Origin of the sequence: Paenarthrobacter ureafaciens (assembly GCF_004028095.1) — a bacterium.
In the GTDB taxonomy this organism is placed as follows: Bacteria; Actinomycetota; Actinomycetes; order Actinomycetales; family Micrococcaceae; genus Arthrobacter; species Arthrobacter ureafaciens.
In genome coordinates this window covers 2,960,314-2,977,272 of record NZ_SBHM01000007.1, presented here as the reverse complement: position 1 = coordinate 2,977,272, position 16,959 = coordinate 2,960,314, and the positions used below count along the sequence as shown (strand labels likewise).

General features: G+C 63.9%; 16 protein-coding genes and 1 tRNA gene. 2 read left to right on the top strand and 15 right to left on the bottom strand.

Features of this window, described 5'->3' with window-relative positions:
* Positions 1-7 precede the first annotated feature (7 nt).
* Positions 8-3,403, bottom strand: coding sequence for a pyruvate carboxylase (locus tag AUR_RS17945; protein ID WP_021473390.1), 3,396 nt, complete (start codon positions 3,401-3,403; stop codon positions 8-10).
* Between the two features lie 302 nt (positions 3,404-3,705).
* On the opposite strand from AUR_RS17945, the gene AUR_RS17940 reads away from it, so the two are divergent.
* On the top strand, positions 3,706-4,518 hold the full coding sequence (locus tag AUR_RS17940; protein ID WP_062096089.1) for a ParA family protein: 813 nt from the start codon (positions 3,706-3,708) through the stop codon (positions 4,516-4,518).
* A gap of 69 nt (positions 4,519-4,587) precedes the next feature.
* Here the strand turns inward: AUR_RS17940 and AUR_RS17935 are convergent, their stop codons facing one another.
* From AUR_RS17935 to AUR_RS17910, 6 genes are all read right to left on the bottom strand, one after another.
* The gene (locus AUR_RS17935) at positions 4,588-5,181 is read right to left on the bottom strand and encodes a MerR family transcriptional regulator (protein ID WP_021473392.1); all 594 of its coding nucleotides are present in this window, start codon (positions 5,179-5,181) and stop codon (positions 4,588-4,590) included.
* A 236-nt stretch (positions 5,182-5,417) separates the two neighbouring features.
* Positions 5,418-5,921: a bifunctional nuclease family protein gene (locus AUR_RS17930; RefSeq protein ID WP_021473393.1), complete on the bottom strand. Its 504-nt coding sequence runs from the start codon at positions 5,919-5,921 to the stop codon at positions 5,418-5,420.
* The gene (gene ftsR, locus AUR_RS17925; RefSeq protein WP_062096087.1) at positions 5,921-6,637 is read right to left on the bottom strand and encodes a transcriptional regulator FtsR; all 717 of its coding nucleotides are present in this window, start codon (positions 6,635-6,637) and stop codon (positions 5,921-5,923) included. The genes AUR_RS17930 and ftsR overlap by 1 nt, the downstream gene beginning before the upstream one ends.
* Before the next feature lie 23 nt (positions 6,638-6,660).
* Positions 6,661-7,137, bottom strand: a complete 477-nt coding sequence (locus AUR_RS17920; protein WP_069695341.1) for an FHA domain-containing protein — start codon at positions 7,135-7,137, stop codon at positions 6,661-6,663.
* A gap of 138 nt (positions 7,138-7,275) precedes the next feature.
* The gene (gene gcvH, locus AUR_RS17915) at positions 7,276-7,662 is read right to left on the bottom strand and encodes a glycine cleavage system protein GcvH (RefSeq protein WP_021473396.1); all 387 of its coding nucleotides are present in this window, start codon (positions 7,660-7,662) and stop codon (positions 7,276-7,278) included.
* Positions 7,663-7,847: 185 nt separating this feature from the next.
* Positions 7,848-9,116, bottom strand: coding sequence for an MFS transporter (locus AUR_RS17910; protein WP_021473397.1), 1,269 nt, complete (start codon positions 9,114-9,116; stop codon positions 7,848-7,850).
* Positions 9,117-9,289: 173 nt separating this feature from the next.
* Between AUR_RS17910 and AUR_RS17905 the strand changes: the two genes are divergently transcribed.
* Entirely contained in the window at positions 9,290-9,736 is a 447-nt protein-coding gene (locus tag AUR_RS17905) for a MarR family winged helix-turn-helix transcriptional regulator (protein WP_021473398.1), read from the top strand.
* Positions 9,737-9,789: 53 nt separating this feature from the next.
* Here the strand turns inward: AUR_RS17905 and AUR_RS17900 are convergent.
* From AUR_RS17900 to AUR_RS17865, 8 genes are all read right to left on the bottom strand, one after another.
* Positions 9,790-9,866: transfer RNA gene (locus AUR_RS17900), tRNA-Pro, on the bottom strand.
* A gap of 141 nt (positions 9,867-10,007) precedes the next feature.
* Positions 10,008-11,558, bottom strand: coding sequence for a ribosome biogenesis GTPase Der (der, locus tag AUR_RS17895; protein WP_128397224.1), 1,551 nt, complete (start codon positions 11,556-11,558; stop codon positions 10,008-10,010).
* An 11-nt stretch (positions 11,559-11,569) separates the two neighbouring features.
* Complete coding sequence (locus AUR_RS17890; RefSeq protein WP_062096083.1) at positions 11,570-12,301, bottom strand: lysophospholipid acyltransferase family protein; 732 nt, start codon at positions 12,299-12,301, stop codon at positions 11,570-11,572.
* Complete coding sequence (cmk, locus tag AUR_RS17885) at positions 12,291-13,004, bottom strand: (d)CMP kinase (protein ID WP_062096081.1); 714 nt, start codon at positions 13,002-13,004, stop codon at positions 12,291-12,293. The genes AUR_RS17890 and cmk overlap by 11 nt, the downstream gene beginning before the upstream one ends.
* Positions 13,004-14,110, bottom strand: coding sequence for a prephenate dehydrogenase (locus AUR_RS17880; protein WP_062096079.1), 1,107 nt, complete (start codon positions 14,108-14,110; stop codon positions 13,004-13,006). Before AUR_RS17880 ends, cmk begins: the two co-directional genes overlap by 1 nt.
* Positions 14,111-14,113: 3 nt before the next feature.
* Positions 14,114-15,313, bottom strand: a complete 1,200-nt coding sequence (locus AUR_RS17875; RefSeq protein ID WP_062096077.1) for a pseudouridine synthase — start codon at positions 15,311-15,313, stop codon at positions 14,114-14,116.
* A gap of 151 nt (positions 15,314-15,464) precedes the next feature.
* Positions 15,465-16,118, bottom strand: coding sequence for an SMC-Scp complex subunit ScpB (gene scpB / locus AUR_RS17870; RefSeq protein WP_062096075.1), 654 nt, complete (start codon positions 16,116-16,118; stop codon positions 15,465-15,467).
* Positions 16,111-16,914, bottom strand: a complete 804-nt coding sequence (locus tag AUR_RS17865) for a segregation and condensation protein A (RefSeq protein WP_241650968.1) — start codon at positions 16,912-16,914, stop codon at positions 16,111-16,113. Before AUR_RS17865 ends, scpB begins: the two co-directional genes overlap by 8 nt.
* Positions 16,915-16,959 lie beyond the last annotated feature (45 nt).

The window sequence follows — 16,959 nt, the reverse complement described above, 5'->3', positions numbered from 1 at the left end:
GATCGGGCTAGCCCACTACGAGGAGCAAGTCCCCGCCCTGGACCTGCTCGACCGAGGAGATGGCCAGGCGAGAGACCTTGCCGGCCACCGGCGTCGTGATGGACGCTTCCATCTTCATTGCCTCGATCGTGGCCACCGTATCGCCGGCCTTGACCTCGTCGCCCTCCTTCACCGTGACCGTGACGGCCCCCGCGAACGGTGCGGCAACCTGGCCCGGCTGGGCGGGGTCGGCCTTCTCTGCAGCCTTGACGTTGCTGACGACGGAACGGTCGCGGACAACCACGGGACGCGATTGGCCGTTGAGTGTGCACATCACCGTCCGCATGCCCTTCTCGTCCGGGTCGGAGACGGCTTCGAGCTGGGCGATCAGGCGGACACCCTTTTCCAACTCGATGACGTGCTCCTGGCCGCGCTGCAGGCCATACAGGTAGTCGCGGGTGTCAAGGACGGAGACATTGCCATAGGTTTCAAGGCTCTTGAGGTAGTCCTTGGTGGGCCCGGCGAAAAGCAGGCGGTTCAGCGTCTGCTGGCGCGTCTTCGAGTCGGCCTTGAGGGCGGCACTGTCTTCGGCGCTGATCTCTACATCGCGTACCTTGACGCTCCTGCCCTGGAGGGCCTTGGTGCGGAACGGCTCAGGCCAGCCTCCGGGAGGATCTCCAAGCTCGCCGGACAGGAAACCGATCACGGAATCCGGGATGTCGTAGTTCTGCGGGTTCTCGTTGAAGTCCGCAGGATCGGCGTTCAGGCCCACCAAGTGGAGGGCGAGGTCACCGACGACCTTCGATGACGGGGTCACCTTGACCAGGCGCCCGAGGATCCGGTCGGCGGCGGTGTACATGTCCTCAATGGCTTCGAACTGTTCACCGAGCCCCAGGGCAATGGCCTGCTGCCGAAGGTTGGACAGCTGGCCGCCCGGGATCTCGTGCTTGTAGACCCGGCCTGTGGGACCCGGAAGGCCCGACTCGAACGGTGCGTAGACGCGGCGCACTGCTTCCCAGTAGGGCTCCAGGGCGCCGACGTTTTCCAGGCTGAGGCCCGTATCCCGAGGGGTGTTGGCCAAAGCGGCAACCAACGCCGACGCAGCCGGCTGGCTGGTGGTGCCGGCCAGGGACGCCGCGGCGACGTCCACCGCGTCAACTCCGGCCTCGACGGCGGCGAGCAGGGTGGCGAGCTGTCCGCCTGCGGTGTCGTGCGTGTGCAGGTGGACCGGGAGGTCGAAGCGCTCGCGCAGGGCCGAAACCAGCTTGGCGGCGGCGGCCGGACGCAGGAGTCCCGCCATGTCCTTGATGGCCAGGATGTGGGCGCCGGCGTCGACGATCTTCTGGGCCAGGTCCAGGTAGTAGTCCAGGGTGTACAGGTCCTCTTCCGGATCCAGGAGGTTGCCGGTGTAGCAAAGTGCCACTTCGGCCACTGCCGTTCCTGTTGCCCGGACTGCGCGGATGGCCGGAGCCATCTGGTTCACGTCGTTCAGGGCATCGAAGATCCGGAAGATGTCGATGCCGGTCGCGGCGGCTTCGTTGACGAATGCCTCCGTGACCTCCTCGGGGTACGGCGTGTAGCCCACCGTGTTGCGTCCACGGAGCAACATCTGGATACACGTGTTGGGCAGCGCCTGCCGCAAAGCAGCCAAGCGGTCCCAGGGGTCCTCACCAAGGAAGCGGAGCGCGACGTCGTACGTTGCACCGCCCCAGGCCTCCACGGACAGAAGCTCGGGCAGCAATGCCGTCACCGCCGGCCCGGCGGCCACGAGGTCGCGGGTACGGACTCGGGTGGCCAACAGCGACTGGTGTGCATCACGGAACGTGGTGTCCGTAACCGCCAGGGCTTCCTGCTCGCGCAGCGCCTTCGCGAAGCCCTCCGGACCTAGTTCAAGCAGCCGCTGGCGGGAGCCCGACGTCGGCACAGGACCATCGATGACCGGCAGCTTGCTGGCGGGGTCCGACTGGACTTTCAGGTCGCCGTTGGGCTTGTTGACCGTGACATCGGCAAGCCAGGTGAGCAGCTTGGTGCCGCGGTCCGAAGGGATGTGCGACTTCAGCAATTCAGGGCGCTTGTCGATGAAGTCAGTAGCAACGTTCCCGGCGTTGAAGTCCGGATCTGCCAGCACTGCCTGGAGGAACGGAATGTTGGTGGATACGCCACGGATGCGGAACTCGGCCAGGCCACGGCGGGCACGGGCAACGGCAGTGGGATAATCGCGTCCGCGGCAGGTCAGCTTCACCAGCATCGAGTCGAAGTGCGGGCTGATTTCCGCGCCCGAGTAAACCGTCCCGCCGTCGAGCCGAACGCCGGCACCGCCGGCTGAGCGGTAGCCCGTGATCTTTCCGACGTCCGGGCGGAAACCGTTGGCAGGGTCCTCGGTGGTGATACGGCACTGGAGCGCAGCACCCTTGATGGACACGGTGTCCTGGCTCAGTCCGAGATCGGCCAGCGTCTCCCCCGAGGCAATACGCATCTGCGACTGCACCAGGTCCACGTCGGTGATTTCCTCGGTGACGGTGTGCTCCACCTGGATGCGGGGGTTCATTTCGATGAAGACGTGCTGGCCTGCGCGGGCACCTTCGGTGTCAACCAGGAACTCGACCGTTCCGGCGTTGACGTAGTTCAAGGCTTTCGCGAACGCGACGGCGTCGCGGTACAGGGCCTGGCGGATGTTGTCGTCCAGGTTCGGCGCCGGGGCGATTTCCACCACCTTCTGGTGGCGGCGCTGAAGCGAACAGTCACGCTCGAAGAGGTGCATGACGTTGCCCTCGGCGTCGGCCAGGATTTGGACCTCGATGTGGCGGGGGCGCAGCACGGCCTGCTCAAGGAACATCGTGGGATCACCGAACGCGGCGTCGGCTTCGCGCATCGCGGACTGCAATGCTTCCGGGAGCGCTTCGCGGGTTTCCACACGGCGCATGCCGCGACCACCGCCACCGGCCACCGCCTTGGCGAAAATGGGGAAACCGATCTCGTCCGCTGCGGCAATCAGCTCATCCAGGTCCTTGGACGGCTTGCTGGACTTGAGGACGGGAACACCTGCTTTGCGGGCGGCTTCCAAGGCGGCAACCTTGTTTCCGGCAAGTTCCAGCACTTCAGCCGGGGGGCCCACGAACGTGATGCCGGCAGCCTTTGCGGCGCGGGCGAGGTCCGGATTCTCGGACAGGAACCCGTAGCCCGGGTAAATAGCATCAGCGCCGGCTTCTTTGGCGACGCGGATGACTTCGTCTACGTCGAGGTAGGCGCGGACGGGATGGCCCACCTCGCCAATCAGGTACGCTTCGTCCGCTTTCTGCCGATGGATCGAGTTGCGATCCTCGTACGGAAAGACAGCCACGGTCTTGGCGCCCAGTTCATAACCAGCGCGAAAAGCCCTGATCGCGATCTCGCCGCGATTGGCCACCAGAATTTTCGAAAACATGCTTCTCCTGCATCATTGCGGTGGATCGGTCGGTGGTCACAGTGTGTAGTGCCGCCAGCATCAAACACAAATCTTTGTGGCAACCATCACAAAGGATTCGTCATCTGCACTGTATATACGTACGCGCGCGTCCGCTGCGTGATATATCGCAGCTTCCCGATGCGCCCCGTGGCGCGTAGAAATCGGGATTCCGGGAGCACGCAACATATGATGTTGAAGGGGCTTCGGCAAGCCCCGGCTCCGATTATCCCGGAGTTGAAAACAGCGCGATACGGCAACCGGCGTTAGGTTTTGGGTAACAAGTGCAAGTAGTCAGCATCAGCAGCCTCAAGGGCGGCGTGGGAAAGACCTCTGTGACCACCGGCCTCGCTTCTGCGGCCCTCGCGGCAGGGATCTCCACACTGGTAGTGGACCTTGACCCCCACGCTGATGCCACCACAGCCCTCGGCGTCCAACCCAACGGAAAGCTCGACGTTGGCCGAATGCTCAAGAGCCCCCGCAAGGCAAAGCTGGCAGAGAACGTCTCCCCCAGCAGCTGGATTGCCAACGGTTCCACTGACGGCACCTTGGACGTTGCGGTAGGTTCAGCGTTGACCGGAATCTATGATCGCCCCGACCTCGGCCGACGCGATCTCCGGAGGCTCTCCGGAGTTCTCGCCGGGACATCCAGCTACGACTTGGTGCTGGTTGACTGCCCGCCGTCCCTCAACGGGCTGACCCGCATGGCCTGGAGTGCCAGCGACCGCGTAGTACTCGTTGCCGAGCCGGGGCTCTTTTCCGTTGCGGGAACCGAGCGCACCATGCGTGCCATCCAACTGTTCCGGCAGGAGTTTGCCCCGAACCTCGCACCGGCGGGCATCGTCGCCAACCGTGTGCGGACGGGCTCCACCGAGCACACGTTCCGGCTTGCCGAGATGGAGTCAATGTTCGGTGATCTGCTGCTGACCCCGCACATTCCGGAACAGGCCAACTGGCAGCAGATTCAAGGCGCTGCACATTCCGTCCATCACTGGCCGGGCGACTCCGCCAAGAACGCCGCGAAGCTCTTCGACGCCCTGCTGGAGAGCCTCCTGAAGAACCAGACGAGTTTCAGGGACCGTCGGCAACGCCAGTAAAGAGGCAGAAGACAGAAGAAAGCCGCCCCCGACAAACGTCGGACGGGCGGCTTTCTTCTGAAATCGGAGTTATCCAATCCGACGCGCAACGCGCCGCTTGCTCAATTCGTCGTCGGGAAAGGACTGCTCCGCTGCATGCTCACTCGGCAGAGCGGCCAAACTTCCTTCAACTTCACGCCATACGCGTCCAACGGCGATGCCAAAGACGCCCTGGCCGCCCTGGACGAGGTCAATCACTTCATCCGCCGACGTACATTCGTAGACGCTCGCGCCGTCGCTCATCAGTGTGATCTGCGCAAGGTCCTCAACGCCCCGCTCGCGGAGGTGTTCAACGGCAGTACGGATCTGCTGGAGGGAAACGCCGGTGTCCAGAAGGCGTTTGACGACCTTGAGCACAAGGATGTCGCGGAAACCGTAGAGCCGCTGGGAGCCTGAACCCGCAGCTCCGCGGACTGCCGGCTCTACCAACCCGGTCCGCGCCCAGTAGTCGAGCTGGCGGTAGGTGATGCCGGCGGCTTTGCATGCTGTGGGGCCGCGGTAGCCGGCGTCCTCGTCCAGCACGGGAAGGTCCTCGGTGAAGAGCAGACCTTGGGCGCCGGCTGCGGGCGCAGCAATGCCGGACGGGGCCTGCTTCAACTCGCCTGCTTCGCCTTTCGGACTCACGTGACCTCCTTGTTGTCAGTTCCCCTGGGGATGGTGCGCACACTTAACACGAACGCCGAAATTCAGCCGTGTAATTCCCACAAGTCCGCACCTTCCAGTGTGACTTGCGTCGCGAGCGTATGCAACGGGAACTTGATACTTCGACGTTAGGCCCGCGAGGGCCCGAGGTCAAAGACGTTGGGCTCCAAAAGTGGTCGTGTCGAAAGTTTCACCCTCAACTTTAGGTTGAGGGTCAGTTAACCTTCGAAATCCTCGGGCTCAACGTCGTCAAGAAACTCCCGGAAGCGGCGCAGCTCCCGTTCCTCATCGACGCTGGGATCCGGCTCGGAGTCCTCGCCCTCATCATGTTCGGTGATACGGACCCCGGCCTCCTCCATCACGGCATCGGCGCACCAGATGCGGCACTTGGCGCGCAAGGCCAAGGCCAGGGCGTCCGACGCGCGTGAGCTGACCACCGTGCCGTCGTCGAACTGCAGCTGTCCGTAGAAGATGTTGTCCTCCACCGCCACAATATTGACGCTGATGATGGAATGACCGAGCGATTCAACGACGTCGATCAGGAGATCGTGGGTCATGGGCCGGGGCGGAACCACACCTTGCTGGGCGAGGGCGATCGCGCTGGCTTCGGGGGTGCCGATCCAGATGGGAACGTGGCGCTCACCCTTGAGTTCGCGCAGGAGGACCAACGGCTGATTGGAGGGCAATTCGATCCGAACACCCACGATTTCAACTTCGATCATCAGGAGTCCATCCTTGAGATGCGGTGGTGAACAAGCGCCCTGTGCAACGTCAGGCAAAGATCGCTGATTTCACGGGCTGCCTCGGCCGCCCTCGCCTGCGAGGCGGCGTCCCTGCGGGAAGTGAGCGGAGCAACGGCACGCTCCACCAAACCGAACTCGCGATCCGCAGCTGCCTGGAACGGCCTCAAGTGGCGAGGTTCCAAACCGTGCACTTCGAGTTGGACGCAGGCACGAGCAACCTGGAGGGCATGCTCGTCAAATTTACCGTCTTCGTGGCTGATCAAACCGAAACTCAGGAGCGACTCAAGCAGGCCGGCGCTGGCACCGGACTCCGTGCGGAGCTGCTCTTCGGTCAGGGTACGGGCACGTCCCTGGATGTCCGCGGCCATTTCAGCAGTGACCACCCTGGGCGAGACCGTCACACCGGGGGGCAGGTTGTCCGGGCGTTCCCCTCGATCGATCGCGTCAAGGTAATCCTTGATGACTTTCAAGGGCAGGTATTGATCGCGCTGCAGGGCGAGGACAAAACGAAGACGCTCAACATCGCTGTCCGCATACTGCCTGTATCCGGCAGGAGTCCGCTTGGGGTTGATCAGCCCCTTCTCCTCGAGGAAACGGATCTTGGACGCGGTCATTCCCGGGAAGTCGTCGCTCAGCTGCGCCAGGACTTCCCCGATGTTCAGGACCTGGGGTCCGCGACGTTCCGGCTGGGCCATTGCCACAGGCAGGTATCCCGGGGTCAGACGTGGCCCGCGGGGCGGCTGGGGCTCAGGTAGTAGGTCAGCCGGAACTTGCCGATCTGGACCTCGCTGCCCGTCTTGAGCTGCACACGGTCCACGCGGTCATGGTTGACGTAAGTACCGTTCAGGCTGCCCATGTCAACGAGCTCGAAGCCTGCTGCACTCCGGTGGAACTCAACATGCTTGCGCGACACCGTGACGTCGTCCAGGAAGATATCGGCATCCGGGTGCCGGCCCACCGTGGTGGTGTCGGCGTCGAGCAGGAAGCGCGCGCCCGCATTCGGTCCGCTATGGGCAATCAACAGCGCGGAGTTGGGCGGCAGGGCGTCTACAGAGGCCCGCTCCTCCGGCGCCAGCTTGGGAGCGATGCTTGGCTCGTCCCACGTTGGCGTGATGCTGATGGAGGTGGTCTCCGACGTCGGCTGTTCTTCCGCGCCGTTTCCGGCATTGGCTTGGTTCTTGTCGCCGCCAACCATGGAACTTCCTCCTCATCCGCCGGCAGTTCCAAAACCTGCCGGACACATCCACCTCCCGGTAACCGCCGGGCAAATCGGTTGCTGGCCCGCCGTCCCGCTTCCCACGAGGGAAAATGCAGCAGGGCGGGCCAGATAACTTTAGCCTACCTGTTGTTCGTACTCCGATGCACTGAGCAGGGATTCCACCGCGTCAGCTTCGGCCAGCTTTACTTCAAAAAGCCACCCCTCACCGTAGGGATCGGAGTTGATGAGTGCCGGATCCTGGTCCAAGGCGTCGTTGCGGTTGATGATTTCACCGCTGACGGGCGCATAAATATCGCTGACGCTCTTGGTGGATTCCACTTCCCCCACCACATCATTGGCGGTGATCTTGGTGCCTTCCTCCGGCATCTGCGCGTAGACGACATCGCCCAGGGCATCCTGCGCAAAGTCGGTGATGCCGACGCGGACTACGCCGTCAGCATCCGGCTCCGATACCCACTCATGTTCTGCGGTGTAGGAAAGATCGGCTGGAATATTACTCATGGGTCGCCTTTCATCGGGACGTTCATGAACCTCGACGGCGGGCCGGGCATCCGGCCACCGCTGAAAGTATAGGCATAATTGCCGCTTTTCCGATGAGCGCAGGGCAGTGGACCGGACGCCAAAAACCCGGCACGGAAACAGAACCGTGCCGGGCTTTGCCGTGCTTCGCCATGGGGCCGTCCGGCCTAGCGGGCTGCCGCCTCCCGGGATTCACTCCCGACGTCGGCCGTCCCGGCAGGTGCCGCCGACACAGGGTTCGGCTCGGCAACGTTCGGGTCAGCAGCGTGCTGGTCAGTTGCGTGAGGGGCAACAGTCCGCCGGGCAGCCGCGCCGGCGGCAACCATGACCGCCAGGGCCGTGATGGTGATTCCCGCACCGGCCCAGATGGGCGAGGTGTAGCCCAGCCCGGCGCTGATGGTCACTCCCCCGAGCCAGGCACCGAGTGCGTTACCGAGGTTGAAAGCCCCGATGTTGGCGCCGGAGGCGAGCGTGGGGGCCGACGAGGCGAAGTGCATGACCCGCATCTGCAGACCGGGCACAGTGGCGAATCCGAATCCGCCCATGAGTGCCAGTGACACCAGGGTGGCGACCGGGTTGGCGGCGGTCAGTGCGAAGAAGACCAGGACTGCAACCAGGCCCGAGAGGATGAGGATCAGGGACTTGTCCAGGGCTTTGTCTGCCGCTTTGCCACCCAGGAAGTTTCCAACGAACAGGCCTGCTCCGAAGAGCACCAGAAGCCATGGGACGGACGTCGAGGCAAAACCGGAAACTTCGGTCAGCGTGAAGGCGATGTAGGTGAAGGCGCCGAACATGCCGCCGAACCCGAGGATCGTGACCAGGATGGAGAGCCACACTTGGGTGGACTTGAACGCACCCAGTTCGCTGCGCAGGCTCTTGGCGGCCGCGGCGTCCTGCTTGGGAACCAGCAATGCGATTCCCGCCAGGGCCACGACGCCTATGAGGGTGATGGCCCAAAAGGTGGAGCGCCATCCGAAGTTCTGGCCAAGAAGCGTTCCAAAGGGAACACCCAGCACGTTGGCGGCAGTCAAGCCTGTGAACATGATGGCAATGGCGCCGGCCTTCCTGCTGGCCGGCACGAGGCTGGCCGCTACCACCGAACCGATGCCGAAGAAGGCGCCATGGCAGAGCGCGGCAATGATGCGGCCTATCAGCATCATCGAATAGCTCTCCGAAACAGCGGAGAGGAGGTTCCCTGCAATGAACAGCACCAGCAAGCCGATCAGCACGGGCTTGCGGGGAAGCTTGGTGACAGCTGCCGTGACCACCAGGGCTCCGACGGTGACGCTTAGTGCGTAACCGGAGATGAACCAGCCGGCCGACGCTTCGCTGACGCGGAAATCGGCCGCTACCTCGGGCAGGAGACCCATGATGACAAACTCAGTCAGCCCAATGCCGAATCCGCCGAGGGCAAGGGCAATCAACCCTGCGGGCATAAAACGCTCCTTAGATGGAATGGCCCCCTTGGAAGTGGAAGTGCGTCGCCGGGAGCCGTAGAATATTAGTTGCAGACGCTGTATAAATAGTTGCACACGCTAGGTATTTGCGCAAGCAACTACTTTGCCGTCTGCGCCGGATATTGCGAACATGAGGCAGGAGCACAGGAGACATGGGCATCAAGGATGACGCCGTAGAGGTACGGGCACAGGGATGGCGCACCCTCGCGGCCCTCCACGGAAGCATCGAAACCGAACTGGAGAAAGCCCTGCAGGCCTCCAGCGAGCTCTCGGTGGTGGAATACACAGTGCTCGATGCCCTGAGTCGCCAGGACGGCTGGCACATGCGCATGCAGCAGCTTGCGCGGGCCACAGCCCTTTCGAGCAGCGCTACCACACGCCTCGTGAACCGCCTCGAAGACCGCGGCTTGCTGACCCGGATCCTCTGCGCAGACGATCGGCGGGGAATCTACACGGAATTGACCGCGGCGGGACAGAAACTCCTGCAGAAGACCAAGCCTGTGCACGAAGACACTCTCGCAGCAGCTTTGCAGGCAGCGGAGGAGGTTCCAGAACTTGAACCGCTCGTCCGGGCGCTGGGGGCACTGCAGCACGCCTAGGGCGTTAACGGCCAAAGGCCGGAACTCCGCATTCTGCGTAGTTCCGGCCTTTTTGGTCGGGCTGACAGGATTTGAACCTGCGACCCCTTGACCCCCAGTCAAGTGCGCTACCAAGCTGCGCTACAGCCCGCTGGTTCTACCGTTCTCCGCCCAGGTTTTCCTCCGAAGAGTCCTTCCTAAGCAGTCCGGCCGAACCACCTCCAAAAGCTTACACGACGTTGGAGGGTGCTTGCGCCATCAGAGCCAAAGTCGCCTGTGATGCCCGTCTCATTTAGCGTTTGCGGCCCCGTTTTTCGCGGACGCGCATGCTGACCTCGATGGGTGTGCCCTCGAAGCCGAAGGTCTCACGGAGCCGACGCGTGATGAAGCGGCGGTATCCGGGATCCAGGAAGCCAGTAGTGAACAGGACGAACTTCGGCGGACGACTCGAGGCCTGCGTACCGAAGAGGATGCGCGGCTGCTTGCCACCGCGAACCGGGTGCGGATGGGCAGCCACCAGCTCGCCAAGGAACGCATTGAGGCGCCCCGTGGGGATACGGCGGTCCCAGCTTTCCAACGCGGTATCAAGGGCAGGAACAAGGCGGTCCTTGTGCCAGCCCGTCTTGGCGGAGATGTTCACGCGGGGCGCCCAGTCAACATGGGCCAGGTCCTGCTCGATCTCGCGTTCAAGGTAGCGGCGGCGTTCGTCGTCCAGCAGGTCCCACTTGTTGAATGCCAGGACCAGGGCCCGGCCGGATTCGATCGCCAGCTGCAGAATGCGGACATCCTGCTCGCTCAGCACTTCGTCAACGGCAAGAAGCACGACGGCGACCTCCGCCTTTTCCAGCGCGGCCTGCGTCCGCAGGGAGGCGTAAAAATCGGCCCCCTGCGCCATGTGCTGGCGTCGGCGGATACCGGCTGTATCCACGAAGCGCCAGGTACGTCCACCCAGTTCGATGAACTCATCCACGGGATCACGCGTGGTTCCGGCCAGCGGGTCCACCACCACGCGTTCCGAGCCTGCAAGCTTGTTCAGCAGCGAGGATTTGCCGACGTTGGGACGGCCGATGAGGGCAATGCGGCGGGGGCCGCCGGAACGGTCCACACCCTCTACCTGCGAGAACTCGGGAAGGGTGTCCATGACGTGGTCCAGGAGGTCGGCAACGCCCCGGCCATGCAGTGCTGAAACCGGGTACGGCTGGCCGAAGCCAAGTCCCCAAAGTGCTGCAGAGTCGGCCTCCTGCACAAAGTCGTCAACCTTGTTGGCCACCATGATGACCGGCTTCTTGGACTTGCGGAGCATCTTCATGACGCCTTCGTCGGTGGCAGTGGCGCCAACCGCGGAGTCAACAACGAACAACACTGCATCGGCCAGTTCCACGGCCATTTCGGCCTGGTCCGCCACCCGGGCGTGGATGCCCTTGGCATCGTGCTCCCACCCGCCGGTGTCCACCAAGGTGAAGTTGCGGCCGTTCCAGCGCGCGGAGTACATGACACGGTCGCGGGTCACGCCGGGGGTGTCCTCGACGACCGCTTCGCGACGGCCCAGGATGCGGTTCACCAAAGTCGACTTGCCCACGTTCGGCCGGCCGATGATGGCCAGGACGGGGTCAATCTTGAGGGGCCCCTCTTCGCCTTCGTCGTCGTAGTCACCGCTAAGCAGGGCGGCGTCGTCTTCGTCGAGATCGTAGTCGTCCAGTCCCGCCCGCAGTGTGGCTGCGCGAAGTTCGGCTTCCTCGTCATCCAGGGCAGCCAGGTTCTCGGCCACCTGATCGGTGCCGGTGGGCGTGTATTCGTCGTCGCCGGCGCCGTGGTGGCCGGATTTTTGAGTCGTATCGCTCATTGCACTTTTCCTTAGTGGTGGTCTGCCGGGGTTCCGGCTACTGCGGTGGGACGGTGGTCCGGATCAGGGGTGGCCCTTGGAGCTTCCGGGAGGGCCTGACCGGTGTTGCGGACTGCTTCCTGGACGTGTCCGGCCAGGGCACTGCGGATTACTGCCGCCGCCCTGTCCATTGAAGCACGCCCGGATTCGCCCTTCCGTCGCTGGACGGTGAGTGGTTCGCCGAAGCTGACATACAACGTGCGGCGCATGGCAGGTACATGGTCGCGGTGCTCCCGGCCCTGCCTGGTTCCCAGGATGGCGACGGGGATAACGGTGGCTCCCGAGTTCAACGCCAGCCACGCCACACCGTTGCTGATAGTTTCCGCGGCCCCGCTCCCCCGGGTACCTTCGGGCAGGATGCCAACGCACCGGCCGGCGTCGAGCAGTTGCCTGGCCAGCTGCAGGGTGGTGCGGTCACCGGTCCGGTCAACCGGAAGCTGCCCTGACCCCTTCAGCACCTTGCCGAGGAAACCCTTGAACATCTCCTTCTTGACCAGGATGTGCATGGGCCGCGGGGCAGCCCCGAACATCACCGGTCCGTCCAGGAAACTGATGTGGTTGCCGGCGAAGATCACGGGTCCCGCTGCCGGGATGTTGCTCTTTCCCGTGATGACCGTGCGGTAGAGGACGTGATCGAGGAACCAGCCCACGGGACGGCTCCAGGCCCGGCTCCACGTCGCGGGCAGATCGTTGCTAGTCGCCATAAATGACCTTGCTGACAATCGCCAGGGCGGTGTCCACGGTCTCTTCGAAGTCCAGGTCGGAGGAGTCCAGGGTCACCACGCCATCGGCGGCCTGGGTGAAGTTGACCACGGTGGAATCCTTGGCATCGCGCTGGATAACCTGGGCAGCCAACTGCTCTTTGGTCTGCGTACCGCCCAGCTGGATACCACGACGCCGGAGCCTGGCTTCCTCGCTGGCCGTCAGGAGCATGCGGACCTCCGCGGCGGGCGCGACGACGGTGGTGATGTCCCGCCCCTCCACCACCATGCGGTGGTGGTGCTGGTCGATGAGCTGGCGCTGCCGGCGGATCAGCTCCGTCCGCGCTCCCAAGGTGGTGGCGACTGCACTGACCGAAGAGGAGATCCGCGGATCCCTGATCTCCTCAGTGATGTCCGTACCGTCAACAGCCACGTATTCGGTGGCCGTACTGGTACTGATCTCCAAGGGCATGGCCTTGGACGCTTGCTCCACCGCGGCGCCGTCATGGAGGTCCACGCCGGTCTTCAGGCAGTACCAGGTCAACGCCCGGTACATGGCGCCGGTGTCGAGGTAAGCGAGCTTGAGGCGCCGGGCCACTTCCTTGCTTACACTCGATTTTCCGGACCCCGAGGGTCCGTCAATGGCAATCACCAAGGGCTTGCCGGGACGGGCAACCGTCTCCGGGCCAAAGAATTCGCGCGTCATTACTGCAGTACCCGCCATCCACGGTCGGTCAAAGCTTCAACAAGGAGGTCGTGTTTGTTGGGCAGGACGGAGAGCTCCACCATGCCCACGTTCTGCCCGGAGGAATGATCGAGCCGAAGGTCTTCGACGTTCACGCCGACTTCACCGATCTCCGTCAGGAGGCGGGCGATCTGGCCGGGTTTGTCGTCCACCAGGATCGTCATCCAGGAGTAGGCCTGGGGCGGTCCTCCATGCTTGCCAGGAATCCGGGCCTGCCCGGCGTTGCCTTCGCTGATGAGCTGGGCCAGGTCCAGGCGGGCACCGGGGGCCAGGGGGGACTCCAGGGTCCCGATCAACCGGTTGAGGTCCTCACGGACACCGTGCAGGATGTTGACCACTTTCTCAGCATTGCCACCCAGGATCTGAACCCACAGCGTGGGGTCGGACGCAGCAATCCGGGTAGTGTCCCGCAAGCCGTTTCCCGCCAAGGACAATGCGTGCAGCGGAGTCCCCTGCAACCGGCTCGCCAGCAGCGATGACATGATCTGGGGCAAATGCGACACCAGGGCCACGGCTTCGTCGTGTTCATCAGCGGTGAACTGGGAGACGATCGCGCCGAGGTCGCCGGCCAGCGAACGGGCAACCTGCAGCGCTGCCGCGCCGGTTTCTTCCGTGGGGCAGATGACCCACGGCATGGACGTGAACAATTCACCCCGCGCAGCCACAGGACCGGACTTCTCCCGGCCCGCCATGGGATGCGTGCCTACGTAACGGGAAAGGTCCACGCCGCGTTCGCGGAGTTCGGCCTGGATGCCTGCCTTGACGCTGGCGATGTCCACCACCACTGATTCCGGGTAATCGGCCAAGGCCTTCTCCACCACCTGCGCCGTGACGTCCGGCGGAGCAGCCACAACCACCAGCTGGGGTGGACCGTCCAGTTCCTCCAGTGGCCTGCCCGCACCAATATCCACGGCCACAGCCTGATTGGTAGGCGAGGTATCAAAGAGGAAAACCGGTACGCCGCGTCCACGCAGGCCGAGGCCAATGCTGGCGCCCAGCAAGCCCGTGCCGAGGATGACGACGGGCCCGTCCAAGTGGCCGCGGCCATGCGCGCGGAATGCCGACATAGCTTAGAGTCCCACCGCTGCCATGAGGTGGCCGATCTCCTGCTTGCCGAGGTTGCGGATGCTTCCCTGGCGCTGGTCGCCCAGGCCGATGGGTCCAACCTTGACGCGGACCAGCCGCTCAACCGGGAAGCCCACGGCGTCAAACATGCGGCGGACGATGCGGTTCTTGCCCGAGTGGAGGACAACCTCAATCAGGACGTGGCCGGGCGTGGAGTCAACCAGCCGGAAAGAATCCACCGCCGCGATGCCGTCTTCAAGCTCGACGCCGGACTTCAGCTGCGCGCCCACGCCCTGCGGGAACGGCCCCCGCACCTGGACCAAGTAGGTCTTGGGGACCTCGTAGGAAGGGTGGGTCAAGCGGTTGGCAAGTTCGCCGTCGTTGGTCAACAACAGCAGCCCCTCGGTGGCGACATCCAGGCGGCCGACGTGGAAAAGACGTTCGCCCTTGTTCTTGTTGGTCTTGAGGAAATCGCTGATGCAAGGCCGGCCCTCGGGGTCCTCCATGGTGGAAACTACGCCCTTGGGCTTGTTGAACACCATGTACACGAGGGTCTCGTCGAGCTGGATGCGGATCCCGTCAACGTGGATCACGGCGGATTTCGGGTCCACGCGGACGCCGAGCTCGGTAGTAACCTGCCCGTCGACCTCGACGCGTCCCTCGAGGATCATTTCCTCGCAGACGCGGCGCGATGCCACGCCGGCCTGTGCCATCACTTTCTGCAGGCGCACGCCGTCAGCATCGTGGACTTCGGACTGCGGGACTTCCTGCCGGGAACCCCGGTTGCCCGCAGGCTTGCGGACAGGGCCCAGGTTGCGGCCGAACCGCTCGCTGCCGAAAGCCTTGGAACCGTACTGCTTGGCGTTGCCGGGCTTCTTCTTGGGCTTCAAGGCCCCGGGCGTTCCGGGAGCCTTGCCGTAGCCCGGCTTGTTGGAACCCGGCTTGCGGAAGGGCTTGGCCGGCTTCGCGGCCCTGAAGCTATCCGCCGTCGTGGGGTTGTCGGGATCGAACGGCCGTTCTTCCCGGGGCTTCGCAGCCTTGAAGGGGCGGCCTTCGCCCTGATTGAAGGAGCGCTTACCCGCGCCGGCGTTGCCGCCTCGCTGGGTGAAGCCGGAACGGCCTGCGCCGCCCTGTGCTCCATTGCGTCCGGCGCTGTTGCGTCCCGAACCGTTACGTGGTGAACCCTGGCGTCCCGCCTGTGTCATGACCCGTCCTTGTGTTGTTATGGCCGGCATTGGGTGTTGGAACCAACACTAGCCAGCCGGGCAGGTGTAGTCTGCCCCTTGCTGCTCCGGCACGCGTCACGCGTGCCATGGAATTCCGTATTAAATTACTTCGTGCCGGCGGAGGATGTCCTCACATCCGGCTGGCGTCGTAGTACTCCTCGATCCCTTCCAAACCGGGAAGGTGCGGAGCCAGCTGGGGCAGTTCAGCCACCGAGCCGATTCCCATCCGCTCCAGGAAGTAGGAGGTGGTCCGGTACAGGATTGCGCCGGATTCGGGATCGTTCCCGGCGTCCTCGATCAACCCGCGCTGGGTCAGCGTCCTGACGACGGAATCGACGTTAACGCCGCGAATTGCCGAAACCCTCGCCCGGGAGACAGGCTGCCGGTAGGCAATCACCGCCAGCGTCTCCAGTGCTGCCTGCGTCAGCTTGGAAGTTTGCCCTTCAAGGACGAACTTCCCCACGATGTCAGCAAAGTCCGGCCGCGAATAGATGCGCCAGCCACCGGCGACGTTCCGCAATTCGAAACCCCGGGGTGCAGTGCTGGCAGCGGCAAAGCCGTCAACGTCCACGTCCGGGGCATTAACAGTATAGCCGCTATACTCCCGCTGCAGGTCCTGCAGCAAATCTTCGACGACGGCGACCGTCACGTTGAGGCCGGCGGCCAGCTCTTCGGACGTGGCCGGCTCATCAATGACCATCAGCACTGCTTCCAGGGCTGCCCGCGCCCCTCCCGGCAACGCTTCGAGTTCGGCGAGGCCGTCTTCGGCGTTCTGCTCAGTCATCGATGCCACCATCTCCTTCGTCCTGGTACTCTTCGCTGAGGTTGGAGCCGTCCCACCCGGCATCCTGACCTGTCCACCGCACGGTCAATCCACCCAGGGGTGCCGGCTGTTCAAAGGCCACGACGCGGTCCCGGAACATCTCCAGCAACGCCAGGAAGCGGGCCACCACCACCAAGGTGCTGTCGGCGTCGGCAACCAGGGCCTGGAAAGTCAGCGGTGCGCCGCGCTTCAGCCTGTCTCCGAGGATTACTGCCTGCTCCCTGACGCTCACGGGCGGCGCGTGCAGGTGCTCCAGTCCGACCTCGGTTGGCGGTGCTTCCTTTGGCTTGAGCGCCTTGGCAGCCAGCGCGGCGAACTGCTCCGGGGTGTGCCGCCATAGAAGCTCGGGCAACAACGCCGCGAAGTGTCCTTCAAGGGCCACCTGGCGCGGAAACCTGCGGGCTTCCTCTTCCAAGGTGCCGGCCAGTATCCCTGCCACCTGCTTGAAGGCCTTGTACTGCAGGAGACGGGCGAAGAGAAGGTCCCGCGCTTCCAGTAAGGCGATATCCTCGTCGTCCTCCACCTCGCCCGCCGGCAATAAGCGGGCGGCTTTCAGGTCCAGGAGGGTGGCGGCAATCACCAGGAACTCGCTGGCTTCGTCCAAGGCCCAATCCTCACCGAGGTCCTGCAGCCTGCGGATGTACTTGATGAATTCATCAGTCACCGTTGCCAGGGCAACCTCGGTGATGTCCATCTTGTGCTTGGCAATGAGGCCCAGCAGGAGGTCGAACGGCCCGGTGAAGTTGGCCAGCCGCACCTCGAAGCCACCCTTGCCGCCGGAGGAGGCAGCGGCGTCGGAGGA